Origin of the sequence: uncultured Photobacterium sp. (assembly GCF_947502415.1) — a bacterium.
In the GTDB taxonomy this organism is placed as follows: Bacteria; Pseudomonadota; Gammaproteobacteria; order Enterobacterales; family Vibrionaceae; genus Photobacterium.
This window is the reverse complement of the sequence record NZ_CANMZV010000005.1, coordinates 77829-92286: the sequence shown is the minus strand read 5'-3', so window position 1 is coordinate 92286 and position 14458 is coordinate 77829. Positions and strand designations below refer to the sequence as shown.

Annotated in this window: 9 protein-coding genes; 4 read left to right on the top strand and 5 right to left on the bottom strand. The window is 49.7% G+C overall.

The annotated features are described in order from the left end of the window. Positions 1–17: 17 nt before the first annotated feature. On the bottom strand, positions 18–3923 hold the full coding sequence (gene purL, locus Q0852_RS06990; protein ID WP_299015823.1) for a phosphoribosylformylglycinamidine synthase: 3906 nt from the start codon (positions 3921–3923) through the stop codon (positions 18–20). A gap of 462 nt (positions 3924–4385) precedes the next feature. Here purL and mltF point away from each other — a divergent pair, with 462 nt between their 5' ends. Next, positions 4386–5849: a membrane-bound lytic murein transglycosylase MltF gene (mltF, locus tag Q0852_RS06985; protein WP_299016356.1), complete on the top strand. Its 1464-nt coding sequence runs from the start codon at positions 4386–4388 to the stop codon at positions 5847–5849. 288 nt (positions 5850–6137) lie between these two features. Further along, positions 6138–6263: a hypothetical protein gene (locus Q0852_RS06980; protein WP_299015820.1), complete on the top strand. Its 126-nt coding sequence runs from the start codon at positions 6138–6140 to the stop codon at positions 6261–6263. A 71-nt stretch (positions 6264–6334) separates the two neighbouring features. On the opposite strand, the gene tadA is transcribed toward Q0852_RS06980, so the two are convergent. Continuing rightward, complete coding sequence (tadA, locus tag Q0852_RS06975; protein ID WP_299015817.1) at positions 6335–6841, bottom strand: tRNA adenosine(34) deaminase TadA; 507 nt, start codon at positions 6839–6841, stop codon at positions 6335–6337. A gap of 363 nt (positions 6842–7204) precedes the next feature. Between tadA and Q0852_RS06970 the strand changes: the two genes are divergently transcribed. Together Q0852_RS06970 and fghA are read left to right on the top strand one after the other, a co-directional pair. Further along, on the top strand, positions 7205–8335 hold the full coding sequence (locus Q0852_RS06970; RefSeq protein WP_299015814.1) for an S-(hydroxymethyl)glutathione dehydrogenase/class III alcohol dehydrogenase: 1131 nt from the start codon (positions 7205–7207) through the stop codon (positions 8333–8335). Between the two features lie 63 nt (positions 8336–8398). After that, positions 8399–9241: an S-formylglutathione hydrolase gene (fghA, locus tag Q0852_RS06965; RefSeq protein WP_299015810.1), complete on the top strand. Its 843-nt coding sequence runs from the start codon at positions 8399–8401 to the stop codon at positions 9239–9241. Between the two features lie 91 nt (positions 9242–9332). On the opposite strand, the gene Q0852_RS06960 is transcribed toward fghA, so the two are convergent. The 3 genes from Q0852_RS06960 to guaB form a co-directional block, all read right to left on the bottom strand. After that, the gene (locus tag Q0852_RS06960) at positions 9333–10892 is read right to left on the bottom strand and encodes an AbgT family transporter (protein ID WP_299015807.1); all 1560 of its coding nucleotides are present in this window, start codon (positions 10890–10892) and stop codon (positions 9333–9335) included. A gap of 349 nt (positions 10893–11241) precedes the next feature. Next, entirely contained in the window at positions 11242–12825 is a 1584-nt protein-coding gene (gene guaA, locus Q0852_RS06955) for a glutamine-hydrolyzing GMP synthase (RefSeq protein WP_299015805.1), read from the bottom strand. 113 nt (positions 12826–12938) lie between these two features. Next, complete coding sequence (gene guaB / locus Q0852_RS06950) at positions 12939–14402, bottom strand: IMP dehydrogenase (RefSeq protein ID WP_299015802.1); 1464 nt, start codon at positions 14400–14402, stop codon at positions 12939–12941. Positions 14403–14458: the final 56 nt, after the last annotated feature.

The window sequence follows — 14458 nt, the reverse complement described above, 5'->3', positions numbered from 1 at the left end:
AAAGCAACCCAAAATGGTTATCCTATATTTACACGTGCATTTCGGAACATTCGTATCCACGGGCTGTTCTCATTCCAATCATCCGGATGCCAGGAATTCGCCACAGTTCGGAAAACTCGCTCAGGATGAGGCATCATGATCGTTACTCGGCCATCTTTTGTGGTCAGGCCGGTAATACCATTTGGTGAGCCATTCGGGTTAGCAGGGTAATTCTGCGTTACGTTGCCGTAGTTATCCAGGTAGCGCAGTGCGACCGTACCGGACTGCTCAATTGCAGCCAGATGTTCACTACTACGCACTTCCACACGTCCTTCACCATGGGACACTGCAATTGGCATACGCGATCCATCCATACCATTAAGGAACAGCGAATCACTCTGCTGCACTTCGACTAAGCTAAAGCGTGCTTCAAAACGCTCTGACTCGTTACGGACAAAGCGCGGCCACAAATCAGCACCCGGAATCAGATCACGCAAGTTGGACATCATCTGGCAACCATTACAAACCCCTAAGGCAAAAGTATCATTACGATTGAAGAAGGCCTCAAACTGATCCCGTGCCATATTGTTGAACAGAACCGACTTAGCCCAGCCTTCACCAGCCCCCAAAACGTCACCATACGAGAAACCACCACAGGCAACCAGGCCGTTAAATCCATCCAGCGCCACCTTACCCGACAGGATATCGCTCATGTGAACATCCTTGGCATCAAAACCGGCACGGTCAAATGCAGCCGCCATCTCGACATGCGAGTTAACACCCTGTTCACGCAGGATAGCCATCTGGGGTTTTACGCCGGTAGCAATAAATGGTGCAGCTACATCTTCGTTAACATCAAAACTCAGCTTTACATTCAGGCCTGGATCCTGGCTATCTTTCTTAGCTTCAAATTCCTGAAGGGCCCCTGCTGGGTTATCACGCATCGCCTGCATCTGGTATGTGGTTTCCGCCCAGGTAGAACGCAGCTCGGTACGGCTCTGCTCCAGCACGCGATCATTCCCGTTCCAGAACCGCACGACATCTTCATCAACCACTGTACCAATGACATGGCTGCACGCTTCCAGGTTATGAGCGGCCAGAACCGATTGCACCCCATCCAGCTCGTCAGTACGTACCTGAATCACCGCCCCCAGCTCTTCGTTAAACAGAGCAGCCAGCACATCATCACATTCATCAGCCTCGGTAGTATTGAGATCCACCTCAACCCCGGTATGCCCGGCAAAAGCCATTTCCGCCAGAGTGACATACAGCCCTCCATCACCACGGTCATGGTAAGCCTGCAATTTTTCATCGCGGATCAGCGCCTGAATAGCATTAAAGAAACCTTTCACCAATTCAGGATTATCCACATCAGCCGGCTTGTCACCCAGTTGCTTGTAAACCTGAGCCAGTGCTGTCGCACCAAGACGGTTCTGGCCACAGCCCAAATCAATCAACAGCAGGCTCGAAGCCCCCTTGTCGGTTCGCAGCTGAGGTGTCACCGTCTTGCGGATATCTTCAACACGGCCAAACGCGGTAATGACCAATGACAGCGGTGATATCACTTCTTTCTCTTCACCGTTCTCTTCCCACTTGGTTTTCATCGACATTGAGTCTTTACCGACAGGGATAGTCAAGCCAAGCGCCGGACACAGCTCTTCGCCTACCGCTTTTACCGCTTCATACAAACCGGCATCTTCGCCCGGATGGCCAGCCGGCGACATCCAGTTAGCAGAGAGGTTAATACGCTTCAAATCGCCAATATCAGCACTGGCTATGTTAGTAATAGCTTCACCTACCGCCAAACGGGCAGAAGCAGCAAAGTCGAGCAATGCAACCGGAGTTCGCTCCCCCATCGACATCGCTTCACCATGGTAGGTATCGTAACTGGCCGCTGTTACGGCACAGTTCGCCACGGGCACCTGCCATGGGCCAACCATCTGATCACGGGCAACCAGGCCGGTTACTGTACGGTCACCAATAGTGATAAGGAAAGTCTTCTCAGCGACAGCCGGAAGGCGAAGCACACGGTGAGTGGCTTCTTCCAATTCAATATCAGCACGCTCAATCGCCTTACCCTCTGCCTTCTGTGATTTCACATCACGATGCATCTTAGGCGGCTTACCAAGCAGGATATCCATCGGCATATCAATTGGTGAGTTGTCGAAATGGCTGTCTTCCAGCGTCAGATGACGCTCTTCGATCGCTTCACCTACCACCGCATACGGTGCACGCTCACGTTGGCAAATAGCATCAAAAATATCCATGTTCTCTGATGCAACGGCCATCACATAACGCTCCTGCGACTCATTACACCAGATTTCCAGCGGGCTCATTCCCGGTTCATCATTCGGAACATCACGCAGCTGGAACCTACCGCCACGTTCACCGTCATCCACCAGCTCAGGCAACGCGTTAGAGATACCACCCGCCCCGACATCATGGATAAAGGCGATAGGGTTTGCCTCACCCATCTGCCAGCAGCGATCTATCACTTCCTGGCAGCGACGTTCCATTTCCGGGTTTTCTCGCTGAACCGATGCAAAATCAAGATCCTCGGCTGACTGACCGGATGCCATAGATGAAGCGGCGCCACCGCCAAGGCCAATATTCATTGCCGGGCCTCCCAGCACAATCAGCTTCGCGCCAACCGGAATTTCTTTCTTCTGAACATGCTCGGCACGAATGTTACCCATACCACCGGCAATCATGATCGGCTTGTGGTAACCACGGACTTCTTCGCCGTTATGGGAACTGACTTTTTCTTCATAAGTACGGAAGTAACCCAACAGGTTCGGGCGACCAAACTCGTTGTTAAATGCAGCGCCACCCAGCGGGCCTTCCAGCATAATCTCCAGCGCGTTGACAATACGTCCCGGCTTACCGAAGTCGGTTTCCCATGGCTGTTCGAAGTCCGGGATTCGCAGGTTAGAAACGGTAAAACCAACCAAACCGGCTTTAGGTTTACCACCGATCCCCGTTGCGCCTTCATCGCGGATTTCACCACCGGAACCAGTCGATGCACCCGGCCATGGTGAAATTGCTGTCGGGTGGTTATGAGTTTCCACCTTCATCAGTATATGGGCATCTTCCTGGTGGTAGTTATACTGGCGGGAGTCTGGATTAGGAAAGAAGCGACCAACATTTGAGCCTTCCATCACGGCCGCGTTATCTTTGTAAGCCGATAGTACATAATCATGATTCTGCTCAAAGGTGTTCTTGATCATCTTGAACAAGGATTTTTCCTGATCAACACCATCGATAGTCCAGTCAGCATTAAAAATCTTGTGACGACAGTGCTCTGAGTTTGCCTGGGCAAACATCATCAGCTCAATATCATTCGGATTACGACCCAGCTTAGTGAAGTTTTCAACCAGATAATCAATCTCATCCTCTGCCAGAGCCAGACCAAGGGTAACGTTTGCGACCTCAAGCGCTTTACGGCCACCGGCAAGGATATCAACACTTTTCACCGGCGCAGGCTCTGCATGGCTGAACAGCGCAGCTGGTGCTTCCATGTCGGTGAACACCACTTCCATCATGCGGTCATGAAGCAATCCCTTCAGGGATTCAAACTGGGATTCACTCAGCTCAGCGGTGATTTCTATGTAATATGCCGTACCTCGCTCAAGGCGTTTAATTTGGCTCAGAGAACAATTGTGGGCTATATCGGTTGATTTGGATGACCATGGGGAGATAGTACCCGGACGAGGGGTAACCAGCAGCAGCAAACCGGTTGGCTCATGCTCTGCAATCGTCGGACCGTAGGTTAGCAGGCTGGTAAGCTTGCTTTGCTCATCAGCATTCAGCGGCGCTGATAGCTCAGCAAAGTGCATGAACTCAGCGTAAATGCCTGACACAGGCAGCTCTAATTCGCGGCAACGCTCCAGTAGCTTATTAACACGAAACTCAGACAGTGCGGGTGAACCACGCAAAATTTCCATGTGCGTACGTCTCTCGATTGGCAGTTGATTGAAGGTGATATTGACCTAATCCCCAGCATAAAGTGGATGAATTACGTCAATGCCACCTCGTTTCGGCATGTCATAACGACAACAATCAGAGGCGAATCACTTATTATGGGGCGTAGTATAAGGGAAATTTTTTTGTGACGTAACACCTGACGCAACCGTTTGCGTATTTTTTTTCATTCCTGTTCAAAACAGTAAGAAAAAAGGGAATCCACCTCACCGATTGTAATTTTGAACTAGTATTTAGATGCCGAGTTTCTCACGCTCAGCGTTCATCTTATTGTTCATATTGTGTATTCAGCCGGGAGATCCATCACTTGGAAGGGCTGTACGACTTTGCTGAGATGTCGAGCTTTGGTATAAAGAACACCAAATTATAATGATGAGCATACCTTGTTGAGCAATCTTCGATTAACTTCTAACCTCCGGTATACCATAGCAATATTACTAAGCCTGTTACTGCTTAGTGGTTGCAACTGGCAACAGGACACCCGCAGCGATCTGGAAAAGATCCGTGAAAGTGGCGTCCTGCGAGTCGGCACGCTGAATAATCAGTTGTCATATTATATCGGCAGCGATGGTCCAACTGGCCTCGACTATGAACTTGCCCAGCGCTTTGCCGCCAAACTGGGTGTCAAACTGGAAATGCAGCCAATGTTTACGCTGGCAGGGCTTTTCCCTACCCTAAAGCGCAAAGATGTCGATATCATTGCCGCCGGACTAACCATGACCGATGACCGTCTGGCTGAATTCCGGGCTGCTCCGGCCTACTACTATGCCAGCCAGATCGTCGTCTACAAAAAAGGCCAATGGCGTCCCCGCAATACTGAGGACCTTGCCAAGAACAAAGGCTCTCTAACTGTCGTCAAAGGCTCCAGCCACGAAAAGAGCCTGGACACACTGCAAATCCTTTATCCGCATCTGAAATGGCAGGCGATTGAAGAAACCGACAGCGACGAGCTACTACGAATGGTGGCCAAAGGCGATCTGGACTATACCATCGCCGACTCTGTCGATGTTGCCCTGAGCCAACGGATCCATCCCGATATTGCCATTGCCCTGGAGCTGACAGAAGACGAGCCGATCGCCTGGTTCCTGAACCAAACCACCAATGATAGCCTCTATGCCCTGCTGATCGAATTTTTCGGTGAAATGAAGCAGAGCGGCGAGCTGGGCAAGCTGGAAGAGAAGTATTTTGGCCATGTCGATAGCTTCGACTACGTCGATACCCGCGCCTTCCTACGTGCGATTGAGAAAAAGCTGCCTCGCTGGGAACCCCTCTTCAAGAAGTATTCAAAAGAGTTTGACTGGCGTCTGCTTGCCGCCCTGTCCTACCAGGAGTCCCACTGGAACCCCCGCGCTGTTTCACCAACCGGGGTTCGCGGCATGATGATGCTTACCCTACCGACGGCCAAATCTGTCGGGGTCAAGAACCGTCTTGATCCGGAAGAAAGTATCCGGGGCGGAACCCAGTACTTACGCAAGATGATCGCCAGGATCCCCGACAGTATCGAAGAACATGAAAAAGTCTGGTTTGCACTGGCTTCCTATAACGTCGGCTTCGGTCATATGATGGACGCCCGTCGCCTGACCAAAAAACAAGGGGGCAACCCGGATGCATGGAGCGACGTCAAACAACGCCTTCCGCTGCTTCGCCAACGCAAATATTACAAACAAACCCGTTATGGCTATGCTCGAGGTGATGAAGCGCTAAATTATGTCGAAAACATTCGTCGCTACTATCAAAGCATCATCGGTTATGAACAAGCCCACAATACCCAACCTCAGCAAGCTGATGATGAAAATATCACGGTGATTGACAACCTGCTGACGATCACGCCGCCAGTACAATCTGAAGGCGACAATCAAGCTCAAGCCAACGCCAAAAATACGATATGAGCAAACCAGCCAAACTTGCAACCAAGTAAGCCCCCTGCTCTTCAGTATCAAGCAGCCCTACTCGCCTAGGGCTGCTTTTTTATTGGATATATACTCACAAGAGTTACTAACCTTTTTGCAATGAAAGCTGCAATTCTGGGATCAGGTTCATTCTCAACCAGTGAAAATTAGGTAACAATCGGTTCCATTACCTTGGCTGGTCCAAGACAAGTTATTACAGTTTACCGGCACTCCGATGCCATTGCTTTACGGGAAAAACCTATTCGATTTTCAAAACAGAAAAAAGCGATGAAAAACTTGAAAAAGCGCATGACATCAATCGCAACACGACGTAAGCGCTTGCATAACAATATCCGAAAGAAAATCCTGTGGCGCCAACGCAGCTACATAGTAGCCGCCAGTATCGCCAATTAACGGCTTCGCTTGTCCAATAAAAAACCCGACTCATCTGGTCGGGTTTTTGGTCACTCAATATAGCGATTCTTTCATTCAGCCTGTGCGGCCTGACGGGCTTTTTTCGCCGCCTTTTTCTCGGCGCGACGACGCTTGAAAAAGGCTTGCAACTGGGCTCGGCATTCCTCCGCCAGCATCCCGGATTCATAAGCCACATGGTGATTCACCTGCTCGTAACTCAGCAAGTTCATGATGCTCCCGGCCGCTCCCGTTTTCAAATCATGGGCACCAAATACGACCTTACCGATCCGGCTATGCACCATAGCACCAGCACACATAGGACAAGGTTCAAGAGTGACATACATTGTCGCATCCAGCAGACGGTAGTTCTGAATCACTGTACCAGCCTGGCGCAGCGCCATAATCTCGGCATGTGCCGTCGCATCATGCTGGCCTATAGAACGGTTCCAACCTTCGCCAATCACTTGCCCCTCATAAACCACAACTGCACCGACCGGCACCTCACCCTCTTCTTCGGCTTTGGCTGCCAACTCAATAGCTCGGCGCATAAATAGTTCATCTTGGCTCAGATCAGTCACAGGCTTTCTCAAATCTTACTTTCAATCACGGGAAGCGCATTATAATGCCAACCAAGGCCAGTACCAACCACTTCCCTGGCCAAACTATTGCGGAGCCAGCCAACCGGCCATCTCTATTCTAGTGGTACGATTATTACCAGCAGGTAAAAGTGATTTGCGCACCAAGGCAATTATCAACCCAACAGAAATAAATATAATACTCGCCATCACAACGAATTATGTAACAAACACATACCGTCATCGATTTAACGATTTATCTTCTACAGTGTAGTCATACCGATGCGCAAATTATCCGGCGCAGCGGGCAACACCGAAATAAACCGTACTTAGTCGAGACAAAATCACAGAATAAGCGAGAACAGAATGTCTGAACAATTTATCAAATCCAAAGCAGCTATTGCCTGGGGACCAAATCAGCCACTGTCAGTTGAAGAAGTGGATGTCATGCTACCGAAAGCCGGTGAAGTACTGGTGCGTATCGTTGCTACGGGTGTTTGTCACACAGACGCATTCACTCTGTCCGGTGACGATCCAGAAGGGATTTTCCCTGCAATCCTAGGTCATGAAGGCGGTGGTATTGTCGAGCAGGTCGGCGAAGGCGTTACCAGCGTTCAGGTTGGCGACCACGTCATCCCGCTATACACCCCGGAGTGCGGCGAGTGTAAATTCTGCAAATCAGGCAAAACTAACCTGTGCCAGAAAATCAGGGAAACTCAGGGCAAAGGCCTGATGCCGGACGGGACGACCCGCTTCTACAAAGATGGGCAGCCAATCTATCACTACATGGGTTGCTCAACTTTCTCTGAATACACAGTATTACCAGAAATTTCACTGGCGAAAGTTAACAAGGATGCACCTCTGGAAGAGGTCTGCCTGCTTGGCTGCGGTGTAACCACTGGTATGGGCGCCGTTCTGAAAACCGCCAAGGTACAAAAAGGTGATACCGTTGCGATCTTTGGCTTAGGTGGTATCGGCCTGTCTGCAATCATCGGTGCAACAATGGCTGGCGCCAGCCGTATCATCGGTGTTGATATCAACGAGAGTAAATTCCAGCTAGCTAAAGAGCTAGGTGCAACCGAGTGTATCAACCCGAATGACTACGAAAAACCAATCCAGGAAGTGATTGTCGATATGACGGATGGCGGTGTCGACTTTTCTTTCGAATGTATTGGTAACGTCAATGTCATGCGCTCAGCCCTGGAATGCTGCCACAAAGGCTGGGGGGAATCTGTCATTATCGGTGTTGCCGGAGCCGGACAGGAAATATCAACCCGTCCGTTCCAGTTGGTAACAGGTCGAGTATGGCGCGGCTCTGCATTCGGTGGCGTGAAAGGCCGCTCTGAGCTGCCTGAAATTGTCGAGCGTTACATGGCAGGCGAATTCAAACTGGATGATTTCATTACCCATACAATGGGCCTAGATAGCATCAACGAAGCCTTTGACCTGATGCACGAAGGCAAGAGTATCCGTAGTGTGATCCACTACAACAAATAACCTAAGCCTCCCAAATAAGCGCTGCTCCGGCAGCGCTTTCTGACCATTGAGACGATCCAAGCAATGACTTTAGAGAACATCAGCACCAACAAAAGCTTTGGCGGCTGGCACAAACAATATCGCCACCGTTCGGCCGTACTCAATTGCGAGATGCGCTTTGCCGTTTACCTACCGCCACAAATTGCCAGCGGCACTAAGGTTCCTGTACTTTACTGGCTGTCAGGCCTGACCTGCACCGACGAAAACTTTATGCAAAAAGCCGGCGCACAACGTATTGCCGCTGAGCTAGGTATTGCCATTGTCGCACCGGATACCAGCCCGCGCGGTGAAGGTGTTGCCGACGACCCGGAAGGCAGCTATGACTTCGGGCTGGGAGCCGGTTTCTACGTCAACGCTACCAACGAGCCATGGAACCGTCATTACCAAATGTATGATTACGTGGTCAACGAACTACCGACTCTGATCGAAAGCCACTTTCCGGTAACCGAGCAGCGTGCGATCAGCGGCCACTCTATGGGTGGGCATGGTGCGCTAATGATTGCCCTTCGCAATCCACAGCGCTTCAGTTCGGTATCGGCCTTCAGCCCGATAGTCCACCCGATGAACTGTCCGTGGGGTAAGAAAGCGTTATCCGGCTACCTGGGAACTGATACCGAAAGCTGGAAACAATACGACAGCTGCGAACTGATGAAGCAAGCGACCGAAAAGCTTCCGGCTCTGGTCGACCAAGGAACCGAAGATGAATTCCTTGCCGAGCAGCTCAAACCAGAACTAATCCGGGCCGCAGCACAGCAAAGTAACTACCCGCTAGAATTACGGATGCAGGAAGGCTATGACCATAGTTATTACTTCATCGCCAGCTTTATTGAAGATCACCTGCGTTTTCATGCTGGCTACCTAAAGTAAAACCAGTTAAATAAGCAAAAAAATAAAATCAGCCTTCATAAAAAAGCCCCGCAATGCGGGGCTTCAGTCTGAAAACAATTATCAGGCAAAATTACATACTGTATGAATACGGAGCCTGAATACCCAGAGGAATTCCAAACGCCCAGTAAGCCAGCAGGAACAGGGTCCAGCCAATCAGCATCGCAATCGAGTATGGCATCATTAGTGACGCCAGCGTGCCGATACCGGAACTCTTCATATAACGCTGGGTATAAACAACAACCAGCGGGAAGAACACCATCAGCGGCGAAATGATATTAGATACAGAGTCACCCACACGGTAAGCAGCCTGAGTCAGCTCAGGAGAGATACCGACTGCCATCAGCATTGGTACCAGAATAGGACCAATCAGTGCCCATTTCGCAGACGCCGAACCCACTAATAGATTCACAAACGCCGTCAGCAAGATCATACCAACAATGGTGATCTGACCCGGTAGGTTCATCGCTTTCAGCAAATCCGCACCAGACAGCGCCAACAGCGTCCCAAGATTAGACTGACTGAATGCAGCAAGGAACTGAGCACAGAAGAATGCCATCACAATATAGCCACCCATGGTGCCCATCGTGGCTGACATTGCCTTAATAATGTCATCGCTTGACTTGAAAGTGCCCGCAACACGGCCATAAACCACACCCGGAATAATGAACAGGATGAAGATCAACGGAACAATCGACTGCATTATCGGAGCAGAAAAGGCTGTGATTTGCCCTTCAGGAGAGCGCAACGGAGACGTTTCCGGATATACCGCAGCAACCAGAGCCGCAATACCCAATACCATCGCCCAGCCAGCACGGTTAAATGCCTTAGACTCAATTTCACTAAACGAGCCCAGATCCGGTGCTTCTTCAGCATCGTCATCAATCGGTGTATTGCTCAAGCGAGGTTCAATAATCTTCTCAGTAACATACCAGCCAATAGCTACAACGATAATAGAAGAAAGCCCTGTAAACATCAGGTTAGATAGCGGGTTAACCACATAATCCGGGTCCAGGATCTGCGCAGCAGACTGGGTGAAGCCAGCCAATAGCGGATCGATACCGGATGGAATGAAGTTAGCTGAGAAGCCACCAGATACACCGGCAAAGGCTGCCGCAATACCAGCAAGCGGGTGACGGCCAGCTGCATGGAAAATAATGCCGCCAAGCGGAATAACCAGTACATAACCGGCATCGGCTGCAGTGTGAGATACAATCGCCACCAGGATAAGCATCGGAGTCAATAGCTTCGCTGGTGTGAAGTTCAGCATCTTTTTCAGGCCAGTATTGATAAAGCCTGATGCTTCAGCAACACCAACACCCAGCATCGCAACCAATACGATACCCAGCGGTGCAAAGCCAGTGAAAGTTTTCACCATCCCGGATAAAAATCCAGCCAGAGACTGGCCGGTCAGAAGGTTATTAATTTCGATGGCCTGCCCTGTAACAGGGTGGATCAATCCGAACTCGAACTGAGAAAGTAGTGCAGACAGGGTCCAAACGATGACAAGCCCCCAGAAAAAAAGAAGGGCCGGATCTGGGATCTTATTACCAGCCCGTTCGATGAAGTTTAAAAACTTATCCATTGCTCCCGACGAAGCAACAGGTGCTTTATTCACTGCTTGATTGCTCATGGGTACTCCATGCTCGTTAATGATGTTGTTTATTTGCGGCGGTGTGTTTAATGATTCTATCGCCAGTCAATCCATACTTCCCGCAAAGGGATATACAGAAGATTGTAATAAATCACTCAATACAAAGCGTATATCGAACCACTCATTAACAAAAAAGCATCAGGATATATTGTAAGAAGATATTAACCAGAAACAAGAACCCAACAACACCAGATCATATATGCAACACAGATATAAACAACGCGAATAAAAGCACAGTATTTATTCAGAGAAAAACACCCATAACAAAAAAGGCACCCGAAGGTGCCTTTTTCATAATCATGGCCCAAGCCAGATATCTAACGGGATATTATTCCCACTCGATAGTTGCCGGCGGCTTACCAGATACGTCATAAACCACGCGGGAAATACCGTCAACTTCGTTAATGATACGGTTAGAAACCTTACCCAGGAAGTCGTATGGCAGGTGCGCCCAGTGCGCAGTCATAAAGTCGATAGTTTCAACGGCACGCAGAGAAACCACCCAGTCGTATTTACGACCGTCGCCCATTACGCCTACAGAGCGTACTGGCAAGAACACGGTAAATGCCTGAGACACTTTATGGTACAGATCAGCGTTGTGCAGCTCTTCAATGAAAATAGCATCAGCACGACGCAGCAGATCACAGTACTCTTTCTTCACTTCGCCCAGAACACGTACACCTAAACCTGGACCCGGGAACGGGTGACGGTAAAGCATGTTATAAGGCAGGCCAAGCTCGAGGCCAATCTTACGAACCTCATCTTTGAACAGCTCTTTCAGCGGTTCAACAAGGCCCATTTCCATATCATCCGGCAGACCACCTACGTTGTGGTGTGACTTGATAACGTGTGCTTTACCTGTTTTTGAAGCAGCAGATTCAATCACATCCGGGTAAATCGTACCCTGTGCCAGCCACTTCGCATTATCTAGCTTCTTCGATTCTTCATCGAAAACGTCAACGAATACGTGGCCAATAATCTTACGCTTCGCTTCCGGCTCAGACTCACCTTCCAACGCACTCAGGAAGCGCTGCTCTGCTTTCACGTGAACAATGTTCAGGCCAAAGTGGTCGCCGAACATTTCCATTACCTGCTCACCTTCGTTCAGACGAAGCAGACCGTTATCAACAAACACACAAGTCAGCTTGTCACCAATCGCACGGTGGATCAGCATCGCCACAACGGATGAATCCACACCACCAGACAGGCCAAGAATTACTTCGTCATCACCCACCTGCTCTTTGATGCGCTCAACAGCGTCTTCAATGATGTTGGCAGATGTCCATAGCTTCTCACAGCCACAAATATTCATAACGAAGTTCTCGATAATACGCATACCCTGGCGAGTGTGCGTCACTTCCGGGTGGAACTGAACACCATAGAAGTGCTTCTCTTCGTTAGCCATTGCTGCATACGGGCAAGTCTCCGTTTCTGCAACTTTGACGAAATCAGACGGGATCTCAACCACTTTATCACCGTGGCTCATCCATACATCCAGCAATGCCGTGCCATCTTCAGACACAGCATCTTCAATGTTCTTAAAGAAATCAGTTGGCTCAACCACTTTCACCTGAGCATAGCCAAATTCACGTTCAGTCGAACCGGCTACCTTACCGCCCAGCTGCTCAGCCATCGTCTGCATGCCATAACACACACCAAATACAGGAACACCGGCTTCAAACACATACTGTGGAGCTCGAGGTGAACCCTCTTCCGTTACGCTCTCCGGACCACCAGAAAGAATGATACCGTTTGGATTAAAATCGCGGATGTCGGCTTCATCAACATCCCAGCTCCATAGCTCACAGTAAACACCAATTTCACGAATACGGCGTGCGATTAGCTGCGTGTACTGAGATCCAAAGTCCAGGATCAGGATACGTTGGTCATGAATATTTGTGGTCGTGGTCATTATCGAGCTGTCTCAAAATTATTGAAGTGAGGGGGCTAAAATCGCCCCCGATCTTATACAGTTTTTTTCTTTAGGCAAACGTTTTCGCCGTTCGCTTATCCGGCTGCTGAAATTTAGCCCAGACGGTAGTTTGGCGCTTCTTTTGTGATAGTTACATCGTGAACGTGTGACTCTTGCATACCAGCACCAGAGATACGAACAAATTCAGCTTTAGTACGCAGCTCTTCAATCGTCGCCGAGCCAGTCAGCCCCATGCTTGAACGCAAGCCGCCCATTTGCTGGTGAACAATTTCTTTCATGTGGCCTTTATAAGCAACACGGCCTTCGATACCTTCAGGTACCAGCTTGTCAGCAGCGTTATCAGACTGGAAGTAACGGTCAGAAGAGCCTTTTGACATCGCGCCCAGTGAGCCCATACCACGGTAAGATTTATAAGCACGACCCTGGTAAAGCTCAACTTCACCCGGTGCTTCTTCGGTACCGGCAAACATAGAGCCAACCATTACACACGAAGCACCAGCCGCAATTGCTTTACACATATCGCCAGAGAAACGGATACCACCATCAGCAATAACAGGAATGTCGTATTCGTTAGCAACCGCAGCAGCTTCTGCGATAGCGGTGATCTGAGGAACACCAACACCAGTTACGATACGGGTTGTACAGATAGAACCTGGGCCGATACCCACTTTAACAGCGCTTACACCGGCTTCAATCAGGGCACGAGCACCTTCAGCTGTGGCCACGTTACCACCAACGATTGGCAGTTCAGGGTGTGCCTCACGGGTTTCACGGATGCGCTGTAGCACACCTTCAGAGTGGCCGTGAGAAGAGTCGATAAGCAGAACGTCAACACCAGCTTCAACCAGCGCCTTCACACGCTCTTCATTACCGGCACCGGCACCAACCGCAGCACCAACACGCAAGCGACCAAATTCATCTTTACATGCATTTGGCTTACGCTCTGCTTTCTGGAAATCTTTGGCTGTAATCATGCCACGTAGCTGGAAGTCACCATTCACAAGCAGCACTTTTTCAACACGGTGCTGTTGCATGATCGCTTCCACTTCTTCGCGTGAGGCACCCTCTTTCGCTGAAGCCAGCTTGTCTTTAGGTGTCATCACTTCTTCTACTTTCAAAGAAAGGTCAGTAACAAAGCGGACGTCACGACCAGTAATGATACCCACTAGCTCGTTGTTATCAGAAACAACCGGGTAGCCAGCGAAACCATTTTCAGCAGTCAGACGTTTCACATCTTCGATGGTGTTGTACGGTTTAACCGTAACAGGTTCAGAAACCACGCCGGCTTCGAACTTTTTCACCATACGAACTTCATTGGCCTGCTTCTCAATCGACATATTCTTGTGAATAAAGCCGATACCGCCTTCTTGAGCAAGGGCGATAGCCAGGCGACCTTCTGTGACGGTATCCATTGACGCTGAAACCATTGGGATATTCAGCGAAATATCTTTCGTCAGGCGGGTGCGCAGATCGGCAGTGTTAGGCAGTACAGTTGAGTGGGCTGGAACCAGCAGGACATCATCGAAAGTCAAAGCTTCTTGTTTGATTCGTAACATTGCAATATCTCACACCAAGTAGAGGTTTAAAGAAGGATAAAATATTGCGGACAAAT

Bases quoted from the DNA above. Each gene is read 5' to 3' on its own strand.
- purL (WP_299015823.1), bottom strand. From the start codon at position 3,923: ATGGAAATTTTGCGTGGTTCACCCGCACTGTCTGAGTTTCGTGTTAAT.
- Q0852_RS06980 (WP_299015820.1), top strand. From the start codon at position 6,138: ATGAAAAACTTGAAAAAGCGCATGACATCAATCGCAACACGACGTAAG.
- Q0852_RS06970 (WP_299015814.1), top strand. From the start codon at position 7,205: ATGTCTGAACAATTTATCAAATCCAAAGCAGCTATTGCCTGGGGACCA.
- fghA (WP_299015810.1), top strand. From the start codon at position 8,399: ATGACTTTAGAGAACATCAGCACCAACAAAAGCTTTGGCGGCTGGCAC.
- Q0852_RS06960 (WP_299015807.1), bottom strand. From the start codon at position 10,892: ATGAGCAATCAAGCAGTGAATAAAGCACCTGTTGCTTCGTCGGGAGCA.
- guaA (WP_299015805.1), bottom strand. From the start codon at position 12,825: ATGACCACGACCACAAATATTCATGACCAACGTATCCTGATCCTGGAC.
- guaB (WP_299015802.1), bottom strand. From the start codon at position 14,402: ATGTTACGAATCAAACAAGAAGCTTTGACTTTCGATGATGTCCTGCTG.